General features: G+C 46.8%; 25 protein-coding genes. 21 read left to right on the top strand and 4 right to left on the bottom strand.

Features of this window, described 5'->3' with window-relative positions; translation table 11 throughout:
• Window positions 1-12 precede the first annotated feature (12 nt).
• The 9 genes from nagZ to MKY42_RS21830 all read left to right on the top strand — a co-directional run bounded on the left by nagZ (window position 13) and on the right by MKY42_RS21830 (window position 11,521).
• Entirely contained in the window at window positions 13-1,674 is a 1,662-nt protein-coding gene (nagZ, locus tag MKY42_RS21870; protein WP_339844609.1) for a beta-N-acetylhexosaminidase, read from the top strand.
• Between the two features lie 284 nt (window positions 1,675-1,958).
• The gene (locus tag MKY42_RS21865; RefSeq protein WP_090900853.1) at window positions 1,959-4,217 is read left to right on the top strand and encodes a stalk domain-containing protein; all 2,259 of its coding nucleotides are present in this window, start codon (window positions 1,959-1,961) and stop codon (window positions 4,215-4,217) included.
• A gap of 391 nt (window positions 4,218-4,608) precedes the next feature.
• A complete protein-coding gene (locus MKY42_RS21860; protein WP_090900850.1) occupies window positions 4,609-5,073 on the top strand; it encodes a Fur family transcriptional regulator in 465 nt (154 codons plus the stop codon).
• Between the two features lie 2 nt (window positions 5,074-5,075).
• Complete coding sequence (yidD, locus tag MKY42_RS21855; protein ID WP_024631022.1) at window positions 5,076-5,327, top strand: membrane protein insertion efficiency factor YidD; 252 nt, start codon at window positions 5,076-5,078, stop codon at window positions 5,325-5,327.
• Window positions 5,328-5,717: 390 nt separating this feature from the next.
• Window positions 5,718-7,787, top strand: a complete 2,070-nt coding sequence (gene metG, locus MKY42_RS21850; protein ID WP_339844606.1) for a methionine--tRNA ligase — start codon at window positions 5,718-5,720, stop codon at window positions 7,785-7,787.
• A gap of 315 nt (window positions 7,788-8,102) precedes the next feature.
• Window positions 8,103-9,092: a zinc ABC transporter substrate-binding protein gene (locus MKY42_RS21845; RefSeq protein ID WP_339844603.1), complete on the top strand. Its 990-nt coding sequence runs from the start codon at window positions 8,103-8,105 to the stop codon at window positions 9,090-9,092.
• A 37-nt stretch (window positions 9,093-9,129) separates the two neighbouring features.
• Complete coding sequence (locus MKY42_RS21840; protein ID WP_236703697.1) at window positions 9,130-9,906, top strand: ABC transporter ATP-binding protein; 777 nt, start codon at window positions 9,130-9,132, stop codon at window positions 9,904-9,906.
• Window positions 9,907-9,956: 50 nt separating this feature from the next.
• On the top strand, window positions 9,957-10,760 hold the full coding sequence (locus MKY42_RS21835) for a metal ABC transporter permease (protein ID WP_090900844.1): 804 nt from the start codon (window positions 9,957-9,959) through the stop codon (window positions 10,758-10,760).
• A 47-nt stretch (window positions 10,761-10,807) separates the two neighbouring features.
• Window positions 10,808-11,521 (top strand): cytochrome c biogenesis CcdA family protein, encoded by a 714-nt coding sequence (locus MKY42_RS21830; protein ID WP_024631017.1) that lies wholly within the window; start codon window positions 10,808-10,810, stop codon window positions 11,519-11,521.
• Between the two features lie 151 nt (window positions 11,522-11,672).
• Here MKY42_RS21830 and splB read toward each other — a convergent pair whose 3' ends face one another.
• The gene (splB, locus tag MKY42_RS21825) at window positions 11,673-12,743 is read right to left on the bottom strand and encodes a spore photoproduct lyase (protein WP_090900838.1); all 1,071 of its coding nucleotides are present in this window, start codon (window positions 12,741-12,743) and stop codon (window positions 11,673-11,675) included.
• A gap of 231 nt (window positions 12,744-12,974) precedes the next feature.
• Here splB and mntR point away from each other — a divergent pair, with 231 nt between their 5' ends.
• The 3 genes from mntR (at window position 12,975) to MKY42_RS21810 (ending at window position 16,298) form a co-directional block, all read left to right on the top strand.
• Entirely contained in the window at window positions 12,975-13,403 is a 429-nt protein-coding gene (gene mntR / locus MKY42_RS21820; protein ID WP_090900835.1) for a transcriptional regulator MntR, read from the top strand.
• 209 nt (window positions 13,404-13,612) lie between these two features.
• A complete protein-coding gene (locus MKY42_RS21815) occupies window positions 13,613-15,211 on the top strand; it encodes a family 10 glycosylhydrolase (protein WP_179263990.1) in 1,599 nt (532 codons plus the stop codon).
• An 85-nt stretch (window positions 15,212-15,296) separates the two neighbouring features.
• A complete protein-coding gene (locus tag MKY42_RS21810; RefSeq protein ID WP_339844594.1) occupies window positions 15,297-16,298 on the top strand; it encodes a patatin-like phospholipase family protein in 1,002 nt (333 codons plus the stop codon).
• Between the two features lie 68 nt (window positions 16,299-16,366).
• On the opposite strand, the gene MKY42_RS21805 is transcribed toward MKY42_RS21810, so the two are convergent.
• Together MKY42_RS21805 and MKY42_RS21800 are read right to left on the bottom strand one after the other, a co-directional pair.
• Window positions 16,367-16,699, bottom strand: coding sequence for a hypothetical protein (locus MKY42_RS21805; protein WP_090900826.1), 333 nt, complete (start codon window positions 16,697-16,699; stop codon window positions 16,367-16,369).
• A gap of 5 nt (window positions 16,700-16,704) precedes the next feature.
• The gene (locus tag MKY42_RS21800) at window positions 16,705-17,697 is read right to left on the bottom strand and encodes a DUF1385 domain-containing protein (protein ID WP_339853027.1); all 993 of its coding nucleotides are present in this window, start codon (window positions 17,695-17,697) and stop codon (window positions 16,705-16,707) included.
• Between the two features lie 215 nt (window positions 17,698-17,912).
• Here MKY42_RS21800 and MKY42_RS21795 point away from each other — a divergent pair, with 215 nt between their 5' ends.
• The 5 genes from MKY42_RS21795 to MKY42_RS21775 all read left to right on the top strand — a co-directional run bounded on the left by MKY42_RS21795 (window position 17,913) and on the right by MKY42_RS21775 (window position 22,441).
• Window positions 17,913-18,491, top strand: a complete 579-nt coding sequence (locus tag MKY42_RS21795; RefSeq protein ID WP_090900819.1) for a YqhR family membrane protein — start codon at window positions 17,913-17,915, stop codon at window positions 18,489-18,491.
• A 77-nt stretch (window positions 18,492-18,568) separates the two neighbouring features.
• A complete protein-coding gene (gene aroQ / locus MKY42_RS21790; protein WP_076291868.1) occupies window positions 18,569-19,012 on the top strand; it encodes a type II 3-dehydroquinate dehydratase in 444 nt (147 codons plus the stop codon).
• Between the two features lie 39 nt (window positions 19,013-19,051).
• Entirely contained in the window at window positions 19,052-20,125 is a 1,074-nt protein-coding gene (locus MKY42_RS21785; protein WP_179263994.1) for a Xaa-Pro peptidase family protein, read from the top strand.
• Window positions 20,126-20,438: 313 nt separating this feature from the next.
• Window positions 20,439-20,996, top strand: a complete 558-nt coding sequence (gene efp / locus MKY42_RS21780) for an elongation factor P (RefSeq protein ID WP_024631007.1) — start codon at window positions 20,439-20,441, stop codon at window positions 20,994-20,996.
• A 191-nt stretch (window positions 20,997-21,187) separates the two neighbouring features.
• Window positions 21,188-22,441, top strand: coding sequence for an aspartate kinase (locus MKY42_RS21775; protein ID WP_090900813.1), 1,254 nt, complete (start codon window positions 21,188-21,190; stop codon window positions 22,439-22,441).
• Between the two features lie 79 nt (window positions 22,442-22,520).
• Here the strand turns inward: MKY42_RS21775 and MKY42_RS21770 are convergent, their stop codons facing one another.
• Window positions 22,521-23,270: a 2-phosphosulfolactate phosphatase gene (locus tag MKY42_RS21770; protein ID WP_090900810.1), complete on the bottom strand. Its 750-nt coding sequence runs from the start codon at window positions 23,268-23,270 to the stop codon at window positions 22,521-22,523.
• Window positions 23,271-23,546: 276 nt separating this feature from the next.
• Between MKY42_RS21770 and spoIIIAA the strand changes: the two genes are divergently transcribed.
• The 4 genes from spoIIIAA to spoIIIAD are packed head-to-tail and all read left to right on the top strand — an operon-like array spanning window position 23,547 to window position 25,717.
• A complete protein-coding gene (gene spoIIIAA, locus MKY42_RS21765; RefSeq protein ID WP_090900807.1) occupies window positions 23,547-24,551 on the top strand; it encodes a stage III sporulation protein AA in 1,005 nt (334 codons plus the stop codon).
• The gene (gene spoIIIAB / locus MKY42_RS21760; protein WP_090900804.1) at window positions 24,544-25,062 is read left to right on the top strand and encodes a stage III sporulation protein SpoIIIAB; all 519 of its coding nucleotides are present in this window, start codon (window positions 24,544-24,546) and stop codon (window positions 25,060-25,062) included. The genes spoIIIAA and spoIIIAB overlap by 8 nt, the downstream gene beginning before the upstream one ends.
• Before the next feature lie 29 nt (window positions 25,063-25,091).
• Entirely contained in the window at window positions 25,092-25,295 is a 204-nt protein-coding gene (spoIIIAC, locus tag MKY42_RS21755) for a stage III sporulation protein AC (RefSeq protein ID WP_017687585.1), read from the top strand.
• Between the two features lie 32 nt (window positions 25,296-25,327).
• Window positions 25,328-25,717 (top strand): stage III sporulation protein AD, encoded by a 390-nt coding sequence (gene spoIIIAD / locus MKY42_RS21750; RefSeq protein WP_017687586.1) that lies wholly within the window; start codon window positions 25,328-25,330, stop codon window positions 25,715-25,717.
• Window positions 25,718-25,732: the final 15 nt, after the last annotated feature.

The following is a 25,732-nucleotide window of genomic DNA, read 5'->3' as shown; positions in this document are numbered from 1 at the left end:
GGGGAGGAAAGCATGCGTATGAATTCGATCGATCAGCTTTCGTTGGAACAGCGGGTAGGACAGCTGTTTATGTGTGGATTCCATGGACAGCATGCGGATGAACAGATCAATCAATTGATCCATGATTATCATGTTGGAGGCGTCATCTATTTCAGACGGAATGTGGAAAGCGTAGACCAGTTAAAACGACTGTCTGCCGACTTGCAAGCGATCGCGGCTGAAGCCGGAGATTTACCCCTGATGATCTCCGTGGATCAGGAGGGCGGGATGGTGGCCCGGATTGACCAAGAGGGAGTGACCCAGGTACCTGGAAACATGGCGCTTGGAGCAACGGGGAATCCCGACTATACCTTGGAATGTGCGCAAATTCTAGGTCATGAGTTAAAAAGCATCGGTATCGATATGAACCTCGCTCCAGTGTTGGATGTGAATAATAACGTTCTTAACCCGGTCATCGGCGTGCGCTCCTATGGCGAGAATGCGGAGAGCGTAGCTGCTCATGGTGCCGCAGCCATCAAAGGGTATCAATCCCGAGGTGTTGCTGCGACAGCCAAACATTTTCCGGGACATGGAGATACAGCGGTGGATTCACATCTGGGTATGGTCACTGTACCTCACGACCGGAACAGACTGGATCAGGTGGAGCTTCTGCCGTTCCATCGCGCTATTGAGGCCGGAGTGGATGCTATCATGACTGCTCACGTCATCTTCCCGGCAATTGAACCGGAGCCGATTCCAGCTACATTGTCCCGTAAAGTATTGACGGGGCTGTTACGCGAAGAAATGGGCTTTGACGGCATTATTATTACAGACTGTCTGGAAATGCATGCGATAGCCAAGCCATATGGTGTGGCCGAGGCAGCCGTTCTTGCCGTTGAGGCAGGTGCTGATCTAATTCTGGTCAGTCACACACTGCAAGATCAAATCTCTGCTGTGGAAGCTGTTGTGGAAGCCGTTCGTACTGGACGAGTGGATGAAGCCACCATTAACCAGGCATTGGAACGTATTATTTCATGGAAGGCAGCACGTTGTGGTCAGTGGGAGCATACGTTTGTCTCCATGGAAGAGGATGATGCTGTGTCGAATGGATCTGATGAGGACGGGATCACGTTCTCAACAAAAGTGAAAGATGAATCATCAAGGTCGCTGGCCTCCATCGAATCCAGGCTGGATGAGATTGCTTCCAATAGCATTACTGTAGTTCAGAATGATGGATTGCTTCCCTTAGACACTGAAAAGAATGTGTATGTCATCTGGCCGGAGGTTGTGCAACGCACAGAAGTGGATGAACCATGGTCTCACACAGATTCGCTTGGTGTGGCGTTATCGCAGCTGAGAAGCGGAGTTCGGGAGCACAAAATAACGACACAGCCCACTTATGATGAAGCGGACAAGATCCTAAAGGATGTGTCGGAGGAAGATCAAATCATCGTATGTACGTACACTTCCGCAGGCCATCTTCCGAAAGGGCAACATTATTTGGTTCAAAAACTTAGTGAGAAGCATTCCCTGATTGTCGTTGCTCTGCGTAATCCATATGATCTATTGGAGATTCCAAAGCCGGGAAGTTACGTATGTACCTACGAGAACACTCCTGCAGTGGTTCGCGCATTGTCCCACGTCTTAACAGGTGAATTGCAGCCAACCGGACGCTTGCCCGTTAGTTTGCGTTAGCACGTTCGAAATCTCTTAATCTCTAAATCTCTCTGTGGCATGGTGCTTATTCAACCATGTTCTGGAGGGATTTTTTATTGGAATTTGTGGCTGGTTTTTAAACTGGCTTCACTCCAAAACGAAAGTTTAATAGATAACTATTTTCATAGTATTTTCGCTCGATTAAAAGTTTACAATCGTTATCAAATATTTTTAGCAACTTTTCCCGGTAGTAAGCGTCTAATAGTATGACTTTTTGAGGGGGATATTTATAAAATGGGAGCAGAAGGAGCCAAAGAAAAAGAATGAATTTGAAGAAGAAATTATCCGTACTTACCGCTTTAGCTGTATTCCAAGCGTTTGCAGCGATTCCAGCGAATGCACTGGCAGCCGATCAAAGCGATACAACAACAGTGAATACAGCCAATGTTAAATCCGTGGAGGTTGTGAAGAAAGAACAAACGATCGCGGAATCGGATGTAAAGTCCGGGTCAGATTCAAAACAGTCTGATAACAATGAAGTCGAAGGAACAAACCCGGTGACCAATGAACCAACAGGTACAGACGTTACTCCGGTTGACCCTGTTATAGATCCTGCTGATGAAGAGGATGCGGGAGAGGAAACAACTGTTCCAACAGCTCCAGTTGAGGTTGAGCAACCATCTACAAGCGGTCAATCTGTAGCCGGAAGTAAAGGCGGAGATCTGACACTTTATATGAACAGCAACAAAATGGTGCAAGACGGCAAAACCTATCTTGCCGGACAGCCGATGGCTGTTAAAAATGGCGTATCTTATGTAGCGATCCGCGCACTGGTTGATCGGGTTGGTTATGAAGTGAAATATGATAATACAACCAAAGAAACCATTATTATTAGTGGCGAAGATGAGCTTCGCTTCAAAACGAATAGTAGCGTTTACACAGTTAACGGTGAATCCAGAACGATGAAGGGCCCTGCCTATCAACAAAAAAATACGTTCATGGTGCCACTGACGTCGATTACTCAGGCACTCAACATTACTTATAAAGTGAATCAGTCTGCGAAGACTGTAGTACTGAACCTGAATACCAAACCGGTAGCCAGCTTCACGGTACCAAAAGAGATTTTTGTAGGAGACACGGTGACATACAACACTAAATCCAGCTCTCCCAAGGGATTGGACATCGTCGACGAGCGCTGGACTGGTCGTCAGGATTCGTTTGACCAACCAGGTACATATACGGTAACGTATGCTGTCCAGGATTCGAGCGGGCAATGGAGTGATCCGTATTCTGTTACGATTCAGGTACAGAAACCCAATCTTCCTCCTGTAGCGATGTTTATGACGGACAAGGAAGAATACAAAATGGGTGAAAAGATCACGTACATTGATCAAAGCACCGATGACGAAAATGCTATTGTGAAAACTGAATGGGAAAACAATGCTCTGGCATTCTTTGTTCCGGGACCGAAAACAGTAACGATTACGGTTACGGACAAACATGGTGCTAGTAACAGTTATACCAAGAATGTCAATATCACCAATGAAACACTGTATACTATCTCTGATTTTAATCAGTTGTTCACGCCGGTAGGTGACAAGTTCAGCTTCAACGGCAGTGAAGTTCCTGCCATGGAGAAAGTTCCGTACACTTATTACGATGAACAAAGTGTGCTGATTCGCAGTAACAGCCCGGAAACCGTTAATTCGGAAGGGATTGTGTACAAAGAGACTTCAATCGGTCAGACCCGTTTCATGATTCACCATGTAAATAACACCGGCAAGAACGTGAAAATGTACGTTGTTGCTACGAATAATAATATGTATGCAGCAACATTAGAGCAGCAAAATATGGGCTTCGCAGGTCCTTCGCCATTCGCAACAGTAGCCGGAAGATTATCAATTGAACGTTGGTTCCAGTCTATGCAAGATGGCACTGGAAAATTGAATGTTGTACTGCAGCCAGGAGAAAGCAAATTGATTCTTACTGAACTCAATGCTCTTCCCATGAAGCAAGGGCAAGTTATTTCGCTGTATTCTGATGTTTTCAGCGACTACAGGCTGGATTACAACATTATCATGATCGAAGAAAATAAAGATCCGATGGCCGTATGGTCCACACTGCCTGTTCTGGATCGTGATGGTGTACACAACCGTGGAACGTATCCGAATGCAACACGTGTCATTACGTATGACCAAGAAGTAGGTTCGAAGCCTGCTCGTCTGCCGCTTGGGGATAATGCAAGTGACCCGAATCTGGTCGGCACAGACCCTATGGCCTATACGGAAGCTTCTAACGCGGGTAACTTCGGCGTACTTTACAAAATTACACTGAACAATGTGGCTCCGCGCACACTGATCTCATTCAACCCTCGTGGTGGTAGATACTCGGGTGTGGCACTCGTTAATGGTCAGGTTGTGCAGATTTCGAATAGCAGTAAATCCTTAAGTGCACCAAATGAACAAAGTGTACTCTATCGCACAGGTTCGTACGGCGAAGCTGTAACGATTGTGTTCTCGGCGGCACCAGGAAGCAACCTTCCTGTCAACTTGCTGTTCACACCGCTTCCGACAGAGAAGTAATTACTTCTCCTGTCACCAGGAACGGACGGTTTGGAGTGAAAGTTAATATGCTATATATCCTGTCACCCCAAAAGTCGCCCGAAGGATTAAACTTCTGAACCGTCAGAAGAAAGAGCTGTCCCAAGTCATGCAAGTGACGGGGGCAGCTCTTTTTTAGTTCAGCTTGTAATTAGCGGTATCTAAGCGCTTTCGTTGACTATGAACTTCATTTAAGGCATTATTAGAAGTATATAAATCAAGCATAAGTATCAGCATTTTGCATATTTTGATTCCACACGCTAACGGGTACAATACCTAGACAATTAGAACCACTCCGATCTAGGGATTGCTGGATTGCAGTCGCTCTTTGGATGTATGCAGAATGCTCGTATGACAGGAGGTGTTTTAGGTCATGCTGTCGACAGAACAGATTATTACTACCATGTCCTCGCAGGGGCTCCGCATTACGGATCAGCGGAAAACACTGGCCCGGTTATTTGCCGAATCCCCTGGGTATTTAACACCCAAGGACGTCTATGAATATATGGGGAAAACCTACAGCGGACTGAGTTTTGACACGGTGTACCGGAATTTGCGTGTCATGCAGGAATTGGGTGTGCTGGAACAGGTCATCTTTGAAGATGGGGTGAAGTTCAGAGCACATTGCAGCGAGGATCACCATCATCACCATATGATTTGTCTGAAATGCCAGAAGACATATCCCATCGTTTTTTGCCCGATGCAGCTTGCAGATGCGCCAGAGCAATTCCAGGTTGTCGATCATAAATTTGAAGTTTTCGGGTACTGTAAGGACTGTGTAGAATATATGCCAGCCAAAGTGTCATCCGGACATCAGCACACTCACGGGAAGCACTGACGATGAAGTTATCCCGCAGACTGGTTCAGGCTCCCATTCGGGTGTATCGCAGCTATATCTCTCCATTGAAGCCGCCGACATGTCGTTTCTATCCTACCTGCTCGGCTTACGCGATGGAGGCGATTGAGGTGCACGGTGCGTTCAAAGGATCGCTGCTTGCGGCAAAGCGTATTGCGAAATGCCATCCGTTTCATCCAGGCGGAGTGGATCTGGTGCCGCCGAAGGCTGAAAAGTCTGTGATGGTATCGGATTAACGATTCAATGGTCGTTTTGCCGGTTTGAGTTGATTTAAGATTGCTGTCCACTTGACAAAGGAGGCAGTATTTCAGTATATTTTTCGTATAATGATTTCCAGTGAAGGGATAAGTACAGACACACCCCCAGTGCAGAGAGCCGGATGAGCTGAGAACCGGTCTGGGAGGAGGATGGAATATGGTCCCGGAGGAACCTCTTTCGAGCGTGCAGACGTTGATTAGAACGGCTGTCGTAAGGCTGAGGCGTGATCCAGCGTTAATGGGCGGTCGAAGGACCGGCAGAGCCTGTGGTTTGCGAAAAGCACGGGGAATTTGGGTGGTAACACGTGAGAGCAACTCTCGTCCCATATAGGGACGGGAGTTTTTTGTGTTCTTTTTTAGGCAAAAGCAATGAAAAAGCAGGACCATATGAAGGAGGAGAAGTCATCTATGGCTGATCAAAAAACATTTTATCTGACAACACCGATTTATTATCCGAGTGACAAACTGCATATCGGGCACGCCTACACGACTGTGGCAGGAGATGCGATGGTTCGTTACAAGCGTCTACGCGGTTATGATGCTCACTATCTGACAGGAACCGATGAACATGGGCAGAAGATTGAGCGCAAGGCACAAGAGAAAGGACAGTCACCACAAGCCTTTATAGACGACATCGTAGTTGGCATCAAGGAACTGTGGAACAAACTGGACATTTCCAATGACGACTTCATTCGTACGACGGAAGAGCGCCACAAAACAGTGGTTCAGGATATCTTTGACCGTTTGCTGAAACAAGGGGATATCTACAAGGGTGAGTACGAAGGCTGGTACAGTATCCCGGATGAGACCTATTACACGGAAACCCAACTGGTGGATGTGGAGAAGAATGACAAAGGCGAGATTATCTCGGCTAAAAGTCCGGATAGCGGACATCCGGTGGAGCTGGTCAAAGAAGAATCCTACTTCTTCCGGATGAGCAAGTATGCTGATCGTTTGCTGAAATATTATGAAGAGAATCCGGGTTTTATTCAGCCGGAGTCCCGCAAAAATGAAATGATCAACAACTTCATCAAGCCAGGTCTGGAAGACTTGGCCGTATCCCGGACCACTTTCGAATGGGGCGTCAAAGTTAAAGGCGATCCGAAACACGTTGTATACGTATGGATTGATGCCTTATCCAACTATATTACAGCTCTGGGTTATGGATCATCCGACGAAACACTTTACAACAAATTCTGGCCAGCAGACGTGCATCTGGTAGGTAAAGAAATTGTTCGTTTCCATACGATTTACTGGCCGATTATGCTGATGGCACTGGATCTGCCTTTACCGAAGAAAGTATTCGCTCATGGTTGGCTGTTGATGAAAGACGGCAAAATGTCCAAATCAAAAGGCAATGTTGTTGACCCGGTAACTCTGATTGACCGTTATGGTTTGGATGCACTGCGTTATTACCTGCTGCGTGAAGTTCCATTTGGTTCAGATGGTACGTTTACTCCAGAAAGCTTTGTAGAACGTGTGAACTCCGACCTGGCCAATGACCTTGGAAACCTGTTGAACCGTACGGTAGCCATGGTGGACAAATATTTCGAAGGTAAAGCGCCTGAGTTTACTTCCGGTGTGACTGAATTTGATGCTTCTCTTGAAGAAGCGGGTCTTGCTGCTGTGGAGAAAGTAGAGCAAGCCATGGAAAATCTGCAATTTTCCGTAGCGTTGACAGCGATCAGCCAGTTTGTGAGCCGCAGCAACAAATACATTGACGAGACTCAGCCTTGGGCTCTGGCTCGTGATGAAGCAAAACGCAATGAACTGGCATCGGTAATGTCACATTTAATTGAAAGCTTGCGGATCGCTTCCATCCTCTTGCAGCCGTTCCTGACACGTGCTCCGCGCAAAATCTGGGAACAACTCGGCATCCAGGAAGGTGAACTGACGGCTTGGGATTCAGCGAAGCAATGGGGCGTTATTCCGGCTGGCAACGCTTTGCAGAAGGGTGATCCGATCTTCCCACGTCTGGACTCTGAACAGGAGATTGCTTATATTGCTGAAGCAATGACTGGGGGCAAAAAAGTTGAAGCGCAGCCTGAGGCAGCTCAAGCTGATGCTGGAGGCTCTTCTGAACCCGCTCAACCCGTCACAGCACCAGAAGGCAAAGAAGAGATCGGTATTGATGATTTCGCCAAAGTGGAACTGCGTGTCGCTCAAGTCATTGCCTGTGAACCGGTCAAGAAAGCTGATAAATTGCTGAAGTTGCAGCTGGATCTGGGCTATGAGCAACGTCAGGTTGTATCGGGAATCGCGAAGTTTTATTCACCTGAAGATATGGTTGGACGCAAAGTCATCTGTGTGACGAACCTCAAGCCTGTGAAATTGCGCAGTGAACTGTCCCAGGGCATGATTCTGGCCGCATCCCATGGTGACCAGCTTACACTGGCAACGGTACCGGACAATATGCCTAATGGCGCACAAGTGAAATAGGGCTTTGACTGTGTAATCAAGAAATTGATTTATATTTTGTTGTAATAGAAGGTGGCTCGATGAGAATCGGGTCACTTTTTATTTTGGGATGACATCGCATCTAAGACGAAGAAAACAAGCATATACTGTTATGAACTCCGTGCTCAAGGAAAGAATGAATAGGACAGAGCGGCTTGACAAGTTCGAGCAGGTTACCTATAATTCTTTCAGTAATGTTTACGATTAAGAGATGCGGAGTGAATACTAGTGAAACTTTATTATGGAAGAAATTCAGACCAGGTAAACCGGACTTTAGCGACAGGTAGAAGAAGGCATATGAAATGGTTGCTTAGCGGTCTGCTTGTTCTTAGTTTGCTCATATTGTCGGCATGCGGTCAGAACAATTCGGAGAATGCCAAGATGGTGGAAGGCAAAGTGAATGTGATCACGAGCTTCTATCCTGTCTATGCGTTTACGGCGACAATTGGCGGAGAAGATGCAAATGTCATTAATTTGCTGCCAACAGGTGTTGAACCACATGACTGGACGCCGAAGAGTCAAGATATTGTGAATACATCCAAAGCCCAGTTATTTCTATACAATGGTGCAGGACTGGAAGGATGGGTCCCCAACTTCCTGAAGTCACTGAATAGCGATACCAAGGTGAAGTCAGTTGCAGTAAGTGAAGGGGTTACTCTATTGACTGCTGAAGGTGATGATGGACACGGTCATGGTGAAGAACAGGTGGATGAACATAGCGACGAACATGCAGATGAAGCGAACGCAGAGGACATTGCAGACCATCATGTGGACCCACATACATGGGTAAGTCCAAAATCGGCAATGGTAATGGCCGAGAATATCAAAAACAGCCTGGTTGAAGTAGACCCTGCACATAAAGAAGGATATGAACAACGCTACGAAGAGCTGCGGACCAAGCTGGAAGCACTGGATCAGCATTTTACGGATGAATTGTCCAACGTACCAAACAAGGAAATTGTCGTATCACACCAAGCCTTTGGGTACCTTGCACGGGATTATGGGTTGACCCAGCATGCTATTATGGGACTTTCTCCAGATGCGGAGCCTACAGGTCAAGATATTGTGAAGTTGGCCAAGTTGGTGAAGGATGAAGGGATTAAATACATTTTCTTCGAAGAGCTGGTGTCTGATAAACTGGCGAAAACCCTTGCTAATGAAGCGGGTGTAGAGACCATGGTGTTGAATCCGGTAGAAGGTTTAACCAAAGAACAGGCGACCAACGGGGATGATTATTTCACCCTGATGGAGAAAAATTTGCAAAATCTGCTGATCGCATTAAAATAAGATAGACTGAAGGATTCGTTTGCGATCCTTATATATAATGAAGGGCGGCTTTGCCATGCAGCAAATCATGCCATTGTGTCATGATCCAATCATAGAGATCGAGAAACTTTCATTTTCCTACGGAGACCAGCGAGTAATTGAAAATCTTGATTTTATGGTCCAGGAAAGGGATTTTGTCGGGATTATCGGTTCAAACGGGGCGGGCAAAACGACATTACTGCGGATGTTGGTTGGACTATTACCTCCAGCCGAGGGAGATATCAAGCTATTCGGACAGTCGATCCGACGTTTTAAAGATTGGGAACGGATTGGTTATGTTCCGCAAAAAAATGCGTTTAACCCATTGTTCCCTGCGACGGTACGGGAAGTCGTGATGTCCGGCTTGTACAACAACAAGAATATGTTCCGCCGCATGTCTCGTAAATGTCAGCAGCAGTGCACAGATGCCCTGCAAGTGATGCGGATCGAGGATCTAGCGAACAAACGAATTGGACAACTGTCCGGCGGACAGCAACAGCGTGTATTTTTGGCACGGGCGCTTATTAATCACCCTGATCTGTTGATTCTGGATGAACCGACGGTGGGCATTGATGCGGAATCCCAGGCCAGCTTTTTCGAACTGATTACCCATATGCATGAACATCACCGGATGACATTCCTGATGGTGTCACATGATATGGATCGGATGGAGAGTTATCTCGGTTCCAAAGCAGCGGTGACGAACGGAAAGATTCATTTCCATGTCCGTCATTCCCATGAGGTGGAAGACTGTGCCGAGACTAATTTGCAGCATACCACCACCCAGGTTCGTTAGACGCGAGTGCGCAACCAGATTAGAGCAAGGCCGAAGGAGTCGTGTGTGTTTTGGAAATTTTAATGAGTGATTTTTTTCAGCGGGCGCTGGCGGGTGGATTGTTAATCGGTATCACCGCACCGTTGATCGGATTGTTTCTGGTGCTGCGCCGTTTATCCATGATCGGGGATACCCTGTCACATGTAACGATTGCGGGGGTTGCACTCGGATTCCTGATTGAAGTGTATCCGATTGCGGTGGGACTTATTTTTGCCGTGCTCGCATCATTTGCGATAGAGAAACTTCGCAAGGCTTACAAAAGTTACGCCGAGTTATCGATTGCGATTATCATGTCCGGTGGAGTAGCGCTGGCTTCGTTGTTCTTCACACTGGGCAAAGGATATAATACAGATGTTATGAGTTACCTGTTCGGCAGTATTTATACACTAGACTCCACGGATTTGAAGCTGGTTGGTGTGGTCACGCTGATCGTGGTCATCGTTGTAGCGCTGTTACATAAGGAGTTTTTCCTGCTCAGCTTTGAAGAGGATGCCGCAGCGGTTACCGGATTGCCCGTGAAAGTGCTTAACATGTTGATTACCGTGATGACAGCTCTTGTTATTAGTACGGCGATCAAAATCGTCGGCGCATTGCTAGTATCCGCATTGCTGACCATTCCGGTAGCTGTCAGCTTGCTAATGGCACGAAGTTTCAAATCGGCGATTATATTGTCCGTGGTCATTGGCGAAATTGCTGTGGTCATTGGACTGGTTGTGGCCGGGATCTGGAACCTTGCACCGGGAGCAACGATTGTACTTTTGCTTATCATGATGCTGATTCTTACGATGATTGGAAAAAAAGGGTTCCGAGCCTGAGTCTGAACGTGAGCAAGTGAGCCCCAGGGAAGGGAGACATCCGCTTCATGCCTGATGTTAATGTGTGGCTGGCTTTTGTAGCAGGATTAGCTTCGTTTATATCGCCATGCTGTCTTCCGCTGTATCCTTCGTATCTTTCCTACATTACGGGGATGACGGTACAACGGTTGAAGGATGAACGCAATCAGCGTGAAGTCCGCTTCAAGACATTGACTCACACGCTGGCGTTTATTTTGGGCTTCTCGGCTGTGTTTTATTCGCTCGGGCTGGGAGCCGGATTATTTGGTCAATTTTTCAATGATAACCGTGATCTTATTCGTCAATTATCCGCAATCTTGATTATGTTAATGGGTTTATTTTTGCTTGGTTTGTTCAAACCTCAGTTTCTGATGAAAGAGCGCAAGATGGATATGAAATGGAAACCAGCGGGTTACTTGGGCTCATTTATTTTTGGCATTGGTTTCTCGGCAGGCTGGTCGCCTTGTATTGGACCGATTTTGACTGCTATCATCGCGATGGCTGCGAGCGAACCAACCACCTGGTTGGCTTTGATTACGGGTTACACGGCAGGATTTGCGTTACCGTTCTTCATTCTGGCTTTTTTCATCGGTTCTACACGCTGGATCTTGCGTTATTCCAATATCATGATGAAAGCCGGGGGCGCATTAATGTTGTTCCTCGGCGTGCTGTTATTCACGGATCAGATGACGAAAATTACGATCTGGCTACAGCAAATTACACCAGACTGGATGATTATCTAGCGCAGAGTAACGACGCTTTTTGTTTTACTCAAGGGTTATTTTAAATAAGAACAAAGCAGGCTACATGGGAACCAGAACAATTCTGGGACCATGTAACCTGCTTTTTTAATCAATGGCTCTTATCAAAAGTTGCTAATGCCGGCTTTGCTGTTTAGGTAAAGTAATCAATGTTGGCCAGTGGGAAATGCTCGAATATGCGCTCGGTTATAAACTCGCGCAGGGCATCCTGCTGATCATCCTTATACACATATTTATATTGTCCCCAGCGGCCCCATTTCATTTTCCGCTTTTCGATATCCATCTCCAGCTTGGTTTTGGGGTATCGCTTCTCGATGGTGGCTTTTGCTGTTTTGGTGAAACGATGCTGGATCATTTCAAAGGTTAGATCCTTGGTTGCTTCTTCGGGAAGTGTGACGGCAAGCTTTTGTAAAAGCTCACTATATCCTTCTTCCCATCCGTCGTACCAAATAATTGGGGCAATAATGAATCCGAGCGGATAACCGGCATGAGCTATTTTGCCTGCAGCTTCAATCCGCTCTTCAAACCGTGAGGTGGCTGGCTCAAAATTTTTGATCACATAATCGGAATTCACACTGAAACGGATACGAGTGTGTCCGTTATGTTTGATGTCTAATAATGGATCGACATGATGATATTTGGTTACAAAGCGAAGTCGCCCATGCTCCTCATCCGCCATAAAACGAATCAGGTCACCGAGATTTCCCGTAATATGCTCCAGACCTACGGGATCGGATGTACACGCTGCTTCAAAACGGGTAAGTTCAGGTGCACGTTCCTCAATGTATCCCTTGGCAGCCTCAATGATCTCTTCGGTGTTTACATAGACGCGGACATAGGGCTTGGCCCCAAGTGTTGTTTGAAGATAACAATAATGACAGTGACCCATACAGCCTGTGGAGATGGGAATAGCATATTCGGCCGAAGGCTTCGATTGGTCAAACTTGAGTGTTTTACGTACGCCTACGACAAGGGTACGCTTCGCCATTCGGTACTTTTCCTGTTCTGTTTCACCAGGGAGATTGGTAATTCGATTATGGGATGTCGTCATCTGATATGGGATATCTTTAGAAGTAACCCATTCCATAATTCGTTTACCTTTCTCATATTCCAGCGCACCGGGTTCAAAATACACCAAATCGGGAATAAAGGGTTTAGTGCCTTTTGCTTTGCGAACGGGTGGATGCGCTACACTTGTACTCACGAAATCACTCCTTTCAATACGGAACCTTGCTTAGTTTGCCTCGTTTCGGGATAGGTCACCCTTGCCAATACTTGCGTAATGGTAACGGATTTGAACCCTGAGAAGTATTTAAAGGACAGGAAATAGTGAATGAATTGTGCAGGACTTGCCAATGCGTATTGATAACATGTATCATTATAAGATAGGGACCAGGCAAGAATATTGTCGGTCAGAGAGAAGAGAGGGAAGCAGATGCCAACGCCCAGTATGGAAGATTATTTGGAGCGTATATACAAATTAATTGATGAAAAGGGCTATGCTCGTGTGTCTGATATAGCTGAAGGTTTGGAAGTACATCCTTCATCGGTGACGAAGATGATCCAAAAGCTGGACAAAGACGAGTACCTGATCTATGAGAAGTACCGCGGGCTGGTACTTACGCCAAAAGGCAAAAAGATGGGCAAACGACTGATGGAGCGCCATCATCTGCTTGAACAATTTTTGACGACGATTGGTGTCCAAGAGGAAAATATATACCAGGATGTTGAAGGAATTGAACACCATCTGAGCTGGGATTCCATTACCTGCATCGAATCTTTGGTTGAATATTTCCGCCAGGATGAGAATCGACTGCGTGATCTTAAAAGTATTCAGGAAGTCATGAGCAATACAGAATCCTAAGCCTTCAAAAGCCAGACTCGCCTGGAAAATCACAATGAATATCCAATCAAAATCAGAGGATGCACCTGCCGCTAAAACGGTAGGTTGCGTCCTTTTGCTTTTTCTTGACCAAAATTTGGCGATTATTCGCAACTTAACAATCATTAGGAGCGTCTATTAAACTAGCAGAATTTGCCGCGAATTTATAATTATTATGGAGGATTGCACTGATGAAGCTTCGTAAAGGATTGATCCTGCTGCTCATTTTTGTTCTGGGTTTACAAACCTCGGGACTGACGGCGCAGGCAGCTAGTCAAAAGGAAATTGTCATTTATTTGGATGGTCAACGTTTGGAATCGGATGTCTCACCTTACATTTTGCCCAAGGTAAATGTAACGATGGTTCCTCTGCGTGTGATTAGCGAAGGACTGGGTGCATCTGTGCTTTGGTCACAGGCTACGCGCACAGTTACAATCAAGAAATCCGATTCAGTCATTACGATGACGAGTGGACGCCAGCAGGCAACAGTGGACAGTACCGTGGTTGATCTTGATGCATCGGTCGAACTGAAGCAAGGTCGTGTCATGGTACCGATTCGATTCGTCAGTGAGAACTTGGGGATTCAGGTCACCTGGAACCAGTCTGAGCAGACGATTAATCTGACCACAGGTAATGCCCCTAATCCTAATCCAGTAACACCAGCAGAGCCTGGAGGGACAGGAACTACGCCAAATACGGATGAGATGCGAGGAGCCTGGATTTCAACGGTAAACGGCGACTGGCCTTCATCTAGTGCCAAAGGAAATGTGGAGAAACAAAAGCTGGAGTTCATTCAGCAGCTTGATACGTTGAAGGATATGGGAATGAATGCTGTATTTGTTCAAGTGCGAGCGAATGGGGATGCGATCTATCCATCAGGTCTTGTACCGTGGAATAGTGTGCTGACAGGTACACAAGGGAAAGACCCCGGATATGATCCACTTGCATTTATGATCGAGGAAGCTCACAAACGGGGTCTTGAGTTCCATGCCTGGTTCAACCCGTTCCGGGCTACCAATTCGGCAACGACAACCGGGCTTGCTGCCAACCATGTATCCAAGCTTCACCCGGACTGGATTGTTAACGCATCAGGCAAGCTGTATATCAACCCAGGCATCCCGGAAGCGAGACAGCATATTATTGACTCCATTATGGAAGTGGTTAATCAGTATGATGTTGATGGCGTACATTTGGATGATTATTTCTATCCTTCCAATGTAACGTTTAATGATGATGCGGCTTTCAAAGCATACAACACCTTGAATACGAGTGACCGTGCAGAATGGCGCCGGGACAACATCAATCAATTCGTCAAGCAGCTTGGAGAGAACATCCACAAGGTGAAAGCTGGCGTTGAATATGGCATTAGCCCATTTGGTGTATGGCGTAATAAATCAGTTGATATGACAGGTTCTGATACAAAGGCAGGAGTAACCGCTTATGACAGCATGAATGCGGATGTACGGACATGGATTAAGCAGGAGTGGATCGACTATGTTGCACCCCAAGTGTACTGGAGCATGACACTAAGCGCAGCACGATATGACAAGGTGGTTGACTGGTGGGCTAATGAAGTAGCTAATACGGATGTGAAATTGTATATTGGTCACTCGCCTTATAAGCTCGGCACACCGGAAATCGGGTGGCAGACATCACAGGAAATCATTGATCAGCTTATGTATAATGAGAAATATGACACGGTGAAAGGGGACATTTTCTTCAGCTCACAGTACCTGACGAAAAATCCGCTCGGCTTGATCGCCAAATTAAAAGCTTATTATGGATTGTAAAACAATTTAACGTCATATGACCAACCCCTGTTCTCATACAGTGGCAGTAGTAGCATGGACTGCCTGGAGAACGGGGGTTTTATTTGTGTTGATTAATGGAGTATTTGAAGGTGGCGGCGTTAAGGGGATTTCGCTGGCTGGCGCCGTAAAGGGTGCGGAGGATCAAGGTGTTGAGTTCAATCGCGTAGCGGGCACGTCATCGGGCTCCATCGTAGCTGCTTTGCTGGCCGCGGGCTATTCGGCGGAAGAGATGAAAGTCATTATCGAGAATACGCCGTTTGCTTCGTTGCTGCGACGTTCTCCCCTATTTGATACCAAGTGGATCGGACCCGCAGCGAGGCTGTTTTTGAAGAAAGGGTTATATTCTGGGGAAGCACTGGAATGCTGGATTCGGGATATGCTGAAAAAAAAGGGAGTGCGGACGTTTGCTGATTTGCCTCCAGGTAAGTTGCTAATCATTGCATCGGACATTTCCAACGGCACTATTTTGGTGCTTCCAGATGATATCAAACGATTCGGAATTGATCCTTCGAAACTGGAAGTAGCCAAGGCTGTACGTATGAGTTGCAGTATCCCCTATTTTTTCGACCCGGTTGCCATTCGCAGATCCCCGATCCTGTCCAAAGGATTACGCTTTGCGGACCAGTTTGTTTACATCGTCGACGGAGCATTGCTGAGCAATTTTCCACTCTGGTTGTTTGATGGAGAGCGTACAGAACGTGGAGGAGATCTCATCCCTGTAGTCGGTTTTAAAATGGTTGGCAAAATCGAAGGAGAGCCAGCTAGAATCAGAGGGCCTCTAAGTATGCTTCAGGCATTGGTTGAAACGATGCTTACTGCTCATGACGAGCGATATATCGAACAGGTTAATCGTTTCCGAACTGTGAAAATTCCTACCCTTGGAATTAAACCTACAGAATTTAACCTTTCCGTACAGGACAGTACTGCTTTATATCAATCTGGGGTCACTGCTGGTACTGAATTTTTCAGTGGATGGAATACCAAGATATACAGTGAACAGCTGGACAAACAGAAACGAGAGTTAAGAAAGAAACAGGCGGAGACCCCACCGCTGACTCCTGTATAAAAATGAAAAAGCAATTCTCCGCATGTTTGGAGAATTGCTTTTCTGTGTATTTCACCGATATTGGTGCTTTAGTGATACTTAGGTACGTCCTCATCACTTTTACCCTTTTGTCCCTGAATCACTTGGAAAGGATAATCCTTGCGTTTTTTGGTAGAACCGCTACTTTTTCGAGTGCTAGACTGCGCATTAACTTTAGCCATGGTTTTAGCCGATGGTTTAATCTTCGGTGACGATGCCTTGCGTGCCCAACGGCGGGGCGGATATTTATAGAGCAGGAACACAACTCCGAACACGACGAGGGGGATGATAATTTGAGATAAACCTCCACTTCCCAGCCTAGCCAAGATTCCAATAGCAGCGAGTGCAATGAACGTCCAAAATAGGATTGCCTGCTTGTTCATATCATTCACCCTTTCACAGGATCAAGTGTTGCAACAGGAACTTCCGACGTGGCGGATACGTTTGCGAGTTTGGCATCCAATTCACGCATACGGTTAAACGAAGCAATGGATACTTCTACCTGTTCATTCGTTGGCTCTTTGGTTGTCAGCAATTGCAGCCACAGCCCCGGGTATCCGAGATAACGAAGTACAGGGATGTCACGTACCGAGTTGGTCAACTTCAACAATTCGAATGAAATACCGAGTACGACTGGCAACAACAGCAGCCGCTGTCCCATACGCTCCCAGAGGTTATCGTATGTGAAGAGCGAGTACAAAAATACGCCAATAATGACAGTTAACATAATAAAACTACTTCCGCAGCGGTAGTGCAGACGGCTATACTTCTGCACATTCTCTGGTGTAAGCTCTTCTCCGGCTTCATGAGCACTAATGACTTTGTGTTCTGCACCATGGTATTGGAACAGCCGTTTAATCATCGGTGTCTGGGAAATCAGCCACAGATAGGCAAGCAACAGAATCAGCTTAATTCCGCCTTCCAGTAAATTATGCAAAAACTGATTGTCGAATGCATTTTTGAAAAGAAAATTCTCAATAACAACCGGCAACAAGGTAAGCACTATTTTACCAAAGAGGAACGAAAGGATAGCTACTGTGGTGACGCCGATAATCATGCTAAGGCTCCAACCTGAGCCTTCTTTTTCTTTTTGCTTTGCTTTTTCTTCAGGTTCCAGTTCATCATCAGCGTATGCGTCAGCAGAATAATTGAGGTGTTTGCTTCCTTTGACGCTCGAATCTATAATGCTGACAATCCCGCGCAGTAGTGGAATCCGCCGCAATTTCATGACCCAGGACTTGTCTTGCTTGGGAACTTCCAGATACGTAATTTCGCCGTCTTTTCTTCGCACAGCTGTAACGTTGACATGTTTACCGCCGAACATTACGCCCTCAATGACAGCTTGCCCCCCGTAGCTGACAGGCTTGGATTGTTGAGGCAAATTATTCACCTTCCTATTCTGTTCTCGGCCTTCATGGTCGAAGGCAGTTTAATAACCCTATTGTATCGAATTTTGAGAGCAATTTCTAGTTTACGAGTCGATCCATTGATGATGTTGTTATCTTTGTCCTTATTTGTACATACTACCCGATAGAGTTAGGACGAAAATGGAGATTTATTCGCAATTTTGCAAACTGAACATGAAGGAGAATTTTGATGACTGAATACACGGGTGAACGCACATCCCATAAGGAAAATCGACGTGCTGACAAAGGGGAGGAAAAGGACCGCGGGAAACGTCCTACCCAGCGACAAGGCCAGTCACATTATTTCACCAAACCGTTCCCATTTGCAGTGGAGCTAGGTTTCTTCGCAGGTTTTATCTGGGGAGGTTTGCATTGGCTGTCTTATCTGCTTCATTTTACGATTGTGCCACTGGGATTTCTGGCTGAACCGTTTTTCAAGCACAATTTTATCTATACTGCAGCTGGGCATTTGACCGGCTGGCTATTTTTTATTGTCTTTTCGGTCCTCACCTCCCTGATTTACACGTTCACTTTGAAAAAATGGAAAGGACCGATTCCAGGCATGGGATACGGGATTTTATGGTGGCTCATTATCTTTGTTCTGGTAGGTCCCAAACTGGATATGGTGAAGCCTTTAAACCGCTTAACCTGGGATTCAATCATTACCGAATTTTGCTTCTTTTTGTTGTGGGGACTGTTTATTGGCTACACCGTAGCCATGGAGTTTACGGATGAACGGAAACGTGAGCCAGAGAAAGCGGGAGCATAGCCGCAAAAAAGCTTCTCAATCCGGCAATGGCTGTGTTAAAATAGCAGATGGTTATTTGCAGAAAGGGTGGAGCAGCTATGAAACGGATTGTTGTAATCAATGGCCCGAACCTGAACATGCTCGGTGTACGTGAACCCGGCATCTATGGAACGCTTAGTCTGAAGGATATTGAAGACAAAATTCGCAGACAGGCGGAGGAGCTTGGTGTCTCCATCGCTTTTTATCAATCCAATCACGAAGGGGACATCATTGATCGCATTCATGCAGCGATGGGCGATGCAGACGGAATCATGCTGAATGCCGGAGCACTGACCCATTACAGCTATGCTGTGCGTGATGCCATCAATGCCGTAAAAGTTCCTACAGTAGAAGTACATCTATCCAACATTCATGCACGCGAAGCATTCAGACATCATTCAGTAATTGCTGCAGAAACAATCGGGCAAATTGCCGGATTTGGCGAAGTAAGCTATGAACTGGGGCTGCTGGCTCTCGTGCGTCATCTGGACAAACAAACCTGAGCCGGGGACCCGGGAATGTGAGAGAAAGAAGGGTAACCGATGGAAAACAAACGAGTAAATAAGTTGCGTGAGGCCATGCATAAACATGAACTCACAGCTATGCTGATTACAAATCCGATTAACCGTCGTTATATGACGGGTTTTACAGGTTCAGCAGGATATGTGCTGATTACGGAACAGGAAGCTTATCTGCTTACCGATTTCCGTTACATGACACAGGCGCCGCAACAAGCCAAAGGATTTACCGTTGTGGAACATGGACCAAAACCGTTGGAATCCGTACGCGAATTGCTTGCATCGGCAAACATCAAACAGGTCGGCTTTGAGCAGGATCATGTCACCTATGGTACGCATACTGCTTATGCTGAAGCGCTTCAGTCCATTGAATTGAAAGCTGTATCCGGTATAGTGGAGCAACTTCGCATGTTCAAGGACGAAGATGAGATCGCTGTAATGCAAAGAGCTGCGGATCTGGCAGATGCAACATTCAGTCACGTTTTGCAATTCGCAAAAGCGGGTATGACTGAACGTGAAGTGGATTTGGAGATGGAGTTTTTCATGCGCAAACATGGAGCAACTTCCTCTTCGTTCGACACCATTGTGGCATCGGGTGAACGTTCTGCTATGCCTCACGGTGTAGCAAGTGGCAAAGTCATCGGACAAAATGAGTTAATTACATTTGACTTTGGTGCTCTTTTGGATGGATACTGTTCAGATCTGACACGTACCATCGCAACAGGCACACCTGTACCTGAACTGCGTAAAATTTACGATATCGTACTGGAAGCCCAGTTACATACGCTGGCGAACCTGAAACCGGGCATGACCGGACGGGAAGCAGATGCATTGGCACGTGATATCATTGCAGGACACGGATATGGAGAGCAATTTGGACACAGCACAGGCCACGGTCTGGGTATGGAAGTCCATGAGGCTCCTCGTTTGTCCAAGCTTAGCGACGATGTATTGAAACCGGGCATGGTGGTAACCGTTGAACCGGGTATCTACATTGACGGCCTTGGCGGCGTGCGTATCGAGGATGACGTGGTGATTACCGAGACAGGTATTCACATTTTGACGAATTCGGACAAGAAGTTCACCGTAATCGGCTAAATTACAGCCAACGGTGATATAAGACGATTTTTAATTTATAGGTACAGGTTATTGCTGATTGTTATGGACCATTGCAAAAGTAGTGAAGGGAGCGGAATCGATTCTGAAGAAGCGAAGCGCTCGCCTTTGTCTCCTCATTTTAAACCCTATTAAAGTCTAATCGGGAAAATAAGGAGACAACAGCGATCGGAAGAACGATCCGAACCCGTAACGGTCACGTTGCACATGATCATCAATTCAGAATGAACCCACCTTTAAATTAACGCATCGTCTTATATCACCTACTTTTCAACCATATCAGGAGGGATTTTTTGTGATTTCAGTAAACGATTTTAAAACAGGCTTGACCGTACAAGTAGACAACGACATCTATACCGTACTTGATTTCCAACATGTTAAACCAGGTAAAGGCGCTGCCTTCGTACGTTCCAAACTGAAAAACCTGCGCAACGGTAACACCGTTGAGAAAACATTCCGTGCAGGTGAAACCATTGGACGTGCCATCATCGAAAACCGTGGCGTATCCTACCTGTATGCTAGTGGTACAGAGCACACGTTCATGGACAACGAAACTTATGATCAGTTCACACTGACAAGCGACCAATTGGAATGGGAATTGAACTTCCTCAAAGAAAACATGAACGTAAAAATCGTTAGCTACCAAGGTGAAATCCTCGGAATCGACTTGCCTACAAGCGTAGAGTTGAAAGTTATCGAAACAGAGCCAAGCGTAAAAGGTAACACGGCACAAGGCGCTACTAAAAACGCAAAAGTGGAAACTGGCTTGAACGTACAAGTGCCATTGTTCATTAACGAAGGCGATGTTCTGCTGATCGATACTCGTGAAGGTAAATACTCTTCCCGCGCGTAACGTTCGCATAATGTAAGCTTAATAAAGCGTTAATTCAACCCTTTGCCGTTTCTCTGGCAAAGGGTTTTTTCGAAAAAAGATTAGCCTATCAGACGCTTTCGTAATATACTGGGTTAAAGTCATTTTTCGGAGAGAATAATGACGGTGGACATCAATTATGCATACTGCACAAGGTAGGGAGTGGATTTGCGTTGTCATTGTACGTCATGAAATTTGGGGGCAGCTCGGTCGGAGATACAGAGCGCATGAAGCGTGTAGCCGGACGTGTTGTAGAAAAAGCGGATGAAGGACATCAGTGTGTAGTCGTGGTTTCGGCCATGGGGGATACCACGGATGATCTGATTGATCAGGCGAAACAGCTGAACAGTGAACTGCCTGCACGTGAGATGGATATGCTTTTGACTACGGGAGAACAGATCTCGATTTCATTGTTATCCATGGCGATTCAGGCACTAGGACGCAAAGCCATTTCATTTACAGGCTGGCAAGCGGGATTCCGGACAGAGCCGGTACACGGCAAAGCACGGATTAACGATATTCATCCGGAACGGGTGAATGAGGCGCTGGCTGAGGGCAACATTGTAATCGTTGCAGGTTTCCAGGGAATGACGGAAGACGGCGAGATTACGACACTTGGCCGCGGGGGATCGGATACAACAGCAGTAGCCTTGGCAGCAGCTATTAAGGCGGATGCTTGTGAGATTTACACGGATGTAGATGGTATCTATTCCACCGATCCGCGGATCGTGAAGGTTGCACGCAAGCTTAAGGAAATTTCGTACGACGAGATGCTGGAACTGGCCAACCTGGGAGCAGCGGTATTGCATCCGCGTGCTGTTGAATACGCGAAGCATTCCGGTGTGCCTTTGATTGTAAGATCCAGCTTTAACCATAATGAAGGAACGGTTGTGAAGGAGGAAGCAACAATGGAACAAGGCGTGGTAGTTAGTGGAATTGCCTATGACAAAAATGTGGCTCGCATCAGTATTCTGGGTGTACCAGACGTACCGGGGGTTCTCGCTGAAGTGTTTGGTGCCCTTGCATCAGAACAGCTGGATGTCGACATTATCGTTCAGAGTGGTGTGATGGACGGTAAAGCAGACTTCTCGTTCTCTGTTGCGCTGTCTGACCGGGAGAACGCACTGCGTGTCATTGAAGCCCTCCATAGCCGCCTGCCTTACCGTGAAGTTACTTCTGAAGAAGACCTGGTGAAAGTCTCCATCGTTGGCGCAGGCATGGTTAGCCATCCGGGTGTTGCTGCGAAGATGTTCAAAGTCATCTCGGGCGAAGGCGTGAGCATCAAGATGGTCAGCACTTCCGAGATCAAGGTATCCTGTGTTATTGACGGAGAGAAGCTTCATGACGTAATTAAGGCGCTGCATACAGCATATGATCTGGATACGGCTGAGCAGGCAGTCATTGGCGGACCGCAAGTTCGCAGATAAAAACAATACAGTTGTAAAGACACACTAAAGGTGTACTGTGTATTCCCATTCGGGATCGCAGTACACCTTTTTAGGTTGTTCACAGCAATTTAAACAGCCGTTCCTTACGTGTTCCTCTGAATGGTTGCATCCGGTTCCCTTCACCCATCTCTGGAACACAGTCCAGCAAGTTCAATTGGGTGCAATACGTTATGTCATGTATCCTCCCTAGCCTTTCCAGCCTTCGACCACCAGCGGATACTCTAACAAGATCGGGTAATTTATCCTCGGCATGAGAGGCAGCCTGATGGAGCGCCAGGCCCAAATCGTTCAGCCTAATGGGGAAAGTGGATTGTCGGTATAACTCCTCGATAATGCTGCCTGCACATAAACCATCTTCCAGCGCGAACTCATCCTGATCCCCGGCGCATAACAATAAGATATCCCGGCGCAGCTCGCACAGAACATCCGCGACAGCCTTCACATTGAGAAATGAGCCTGCGAACACATGTCTAGCCTTGGATGCCTTGATCAGGGCACGTGTACCATCTGTCGTAGTCAGAATAATGGTTTTACCCGCAATATTCGGAGTCATATATTCATAGGGGGAATTGCCCACCTCGAATCCTGTAATTTTTTTATCAAAACGCTCCCCACCACGAATGGCATCCTGCACGTTCAATTGTTTCGCTTGAGGAACAGTTTCTACAGCAATGACGTCCGCTGCATCGTATGCCAGTGCCGTAACGATGGTACTGGTCGTTCGCAACACATCGATGACAACCACACATCGTCCTGCAATATCCATTCTTCGAACTTCATTCACATTACCTACCACATCGACTCGCACTCCCCACAACTCCTTTCTGTATTTGGGGATAGGTGGTTCTGTCCTTTTTATCCCGGAATGAATATCACCTGTCTGCAAGCACTATATGCACTTGGATCTAGACGGGTGCCTAGAACAAGAACAGTAGTCTGATCTATGATTTTTAAACTCTCCTCCCTATTTTGAAGAAAATGATAGAGTTCAGCGTCATAAATTCAATGTACACACATAAACTTGAGATATGAACAAGCACCAGGAACGCAATAAAACCGAATTCAAGGTTGGAGGGGCCTATTCATGATGGTGAACTGGAAGGATCTCTTTCCGGAACCGATTCGAACCATTCTGGGAAGAATGCCGCCCGCTTTATTAGATAAAGTGGAGGAAGTACGTATCCGTGAAGGAAGACCACTGGAAATCAATGCAGGAGACACCTATCACTTCCTCACACCCCAGGGCAGTCCGACTTCGAAGCCTGATGAAGCCTATATTCCTTTAAAAGAGGTAACACACAGGCTGCTGGATCTGATCAGCAATCATTCGCTTTATACATTGGAAGAGGAGCTGCGTAAAGGCTTCATCACTATTCCTGGCGGGCATCGGATTGGACTGGCTGGCCGAACAGTGCTAAGTGGAGGCCGCGTCGAATACCTGCGCGACATCAATGGATTCAATGTCAGGGTGGCCCGAGAAATTCACGGAGTCGCTGATCGGATTTTGCCATATCTGCTGGACATGAAAAGTGGACAGGTCATGCACACCTTAATTCTTTCACCTCCGCAGCAAGGCAAGACCACATTACTGCGGGATCTGGCAAGACAGATTAGCAGTGGAACCAAACTTACGGGTGTCAATGAACTTGTTCAGGGCATGCGTCCACGTCTAAAGGTTGGCATCGTTGATGAGCGGTCCGAAATTGCTGGAAGCTACAAGGGCGTACCTGGATTTGATGTGGGACCTCGTACCGATGTCATGGACGGTTGTCCAAAGGCTGAGGGCATGATGATGATGCTTCGCTCCATGTCTCCCGATGTTCTGATCGTGGACGAGATAGGCCGACCGGAAGATGCGGAGGCGGTCATGGAAGCACTACATGCAGGCGTATCGGTCATCGCCACTGCGCATGGTCGTGATCTGGCCGAGCTTTCTTCCAGACCTGCACTGAGAACCCTGATCGTCGAGCAGATGTTCCAGCGTTATGTACAGCTGCAACGGACGAGCCGGGGCATGACCTTTCGAATGGCCGATGGCAAAATGCGCGGTCTCCAGCAGGCAGAAGTGGGAGGTGAGGCCTTTGGTTAACATGCTCGGTGCCGTCATCATTCTGCTGGCCAGTACCCTAGCCGGATTCTACAAGGCGAGGCAGTATGCCTTGAGGCCAAGACAACTGCGAGAATTAATCGCTGCTCTTCAGCGGTTGATGACAGAGATTAACTACGGGCTGACCCCGTTGCCTGATGCTATGGGGAAAATGGGGGCCCAGACAAAAGAGCCTGTTCGGACGCTGTTCCTCCACGCAGCCAAGCAGATGGAGCCACCTCATGGACACACTGCTCGTGAGAGTCTTCAGTCTGGTATAGAAGAGGCATGGGGAAGATCAGCCATGAAGGCGGACGAGCGGGAGGTCATGCTGCAATTGAGCTTCAGCCTTGGCACCAGCGATCGTCAGGATCAGACCAAGCACATCTCGTTAGCCATTCAGCAACTAATGCATGAGGAATCCCGCGCCCAAGCCGATCAAATGAAATATGAACGAATGTGCCGCAGTCTCGGGATGCTTGTCGGAGCGTTAATCGTCATTCTGATCTTCTGAAATAGCCGGGATAGTGAGGTGCCAAGGTCATGAATTTAGAAGTGAACGCAATCTTTCAAATTGCGGGCATCGGAATCATCATTGCAATGATTCATACGGTGCTGAAACAAATGGGAAAGGAAGATATGGCTCACTGGGTGACCGTGATCGGATTTGTCGTTGTATTGTTCATGGTGGTCCGAATGCTGGACAGCCTGCTGCAAGAGATCAAATCGATATTTCTTTTTCAATGAAAACGGTCATGAAGCCGGGATGGTGGTGACCTGTGGAAATTATCCAAGTTGTAGGTCTGGCGCTCATCGCAACGGTGCTCATTCTAGTTATCAAAGAACAGAAGCCGATGTTCGCTTTTCTGATAGCTGCTGCTACCGGCATCGTGATCTTCATGCTGCTGATTGGCAAGATTGGCGCGGTGATCGAGGTGTTGAAACGGCTTGCCGAGAATTCAGGCATGGAGAGCATTTATCTGAAAACTGTACTGAAAATTATAGGCATAGCGTACATTGCTGAATTCGGCGCACAGATTGTCAGGGATGCAGGCCAGGAGAGCATTGCTTCTAAAATTGAACTTGCTGGCAAGGTGCTGATCCTTGTACTCGCGATACCCATCATCAGCATTATTATCGAAACCGTCATGAAGCTGATGCCGGTATAGAGGGAGGCGTGCGGA

The organism is Paenibacillus sp. FSL W7-1088, assembly GCF_037969855.1.
Classification (GTDB): domain Bacteria; phylum Bacillota; class Bacilli; order Paenibacillales; family Paenibacillaceae; genus Paenibacillus.
The sequence above is the reverse complement of the archived record's forward strand: the minus strand, read 5'-3'. Positions and strand labels throughout refer to the sequence as shown.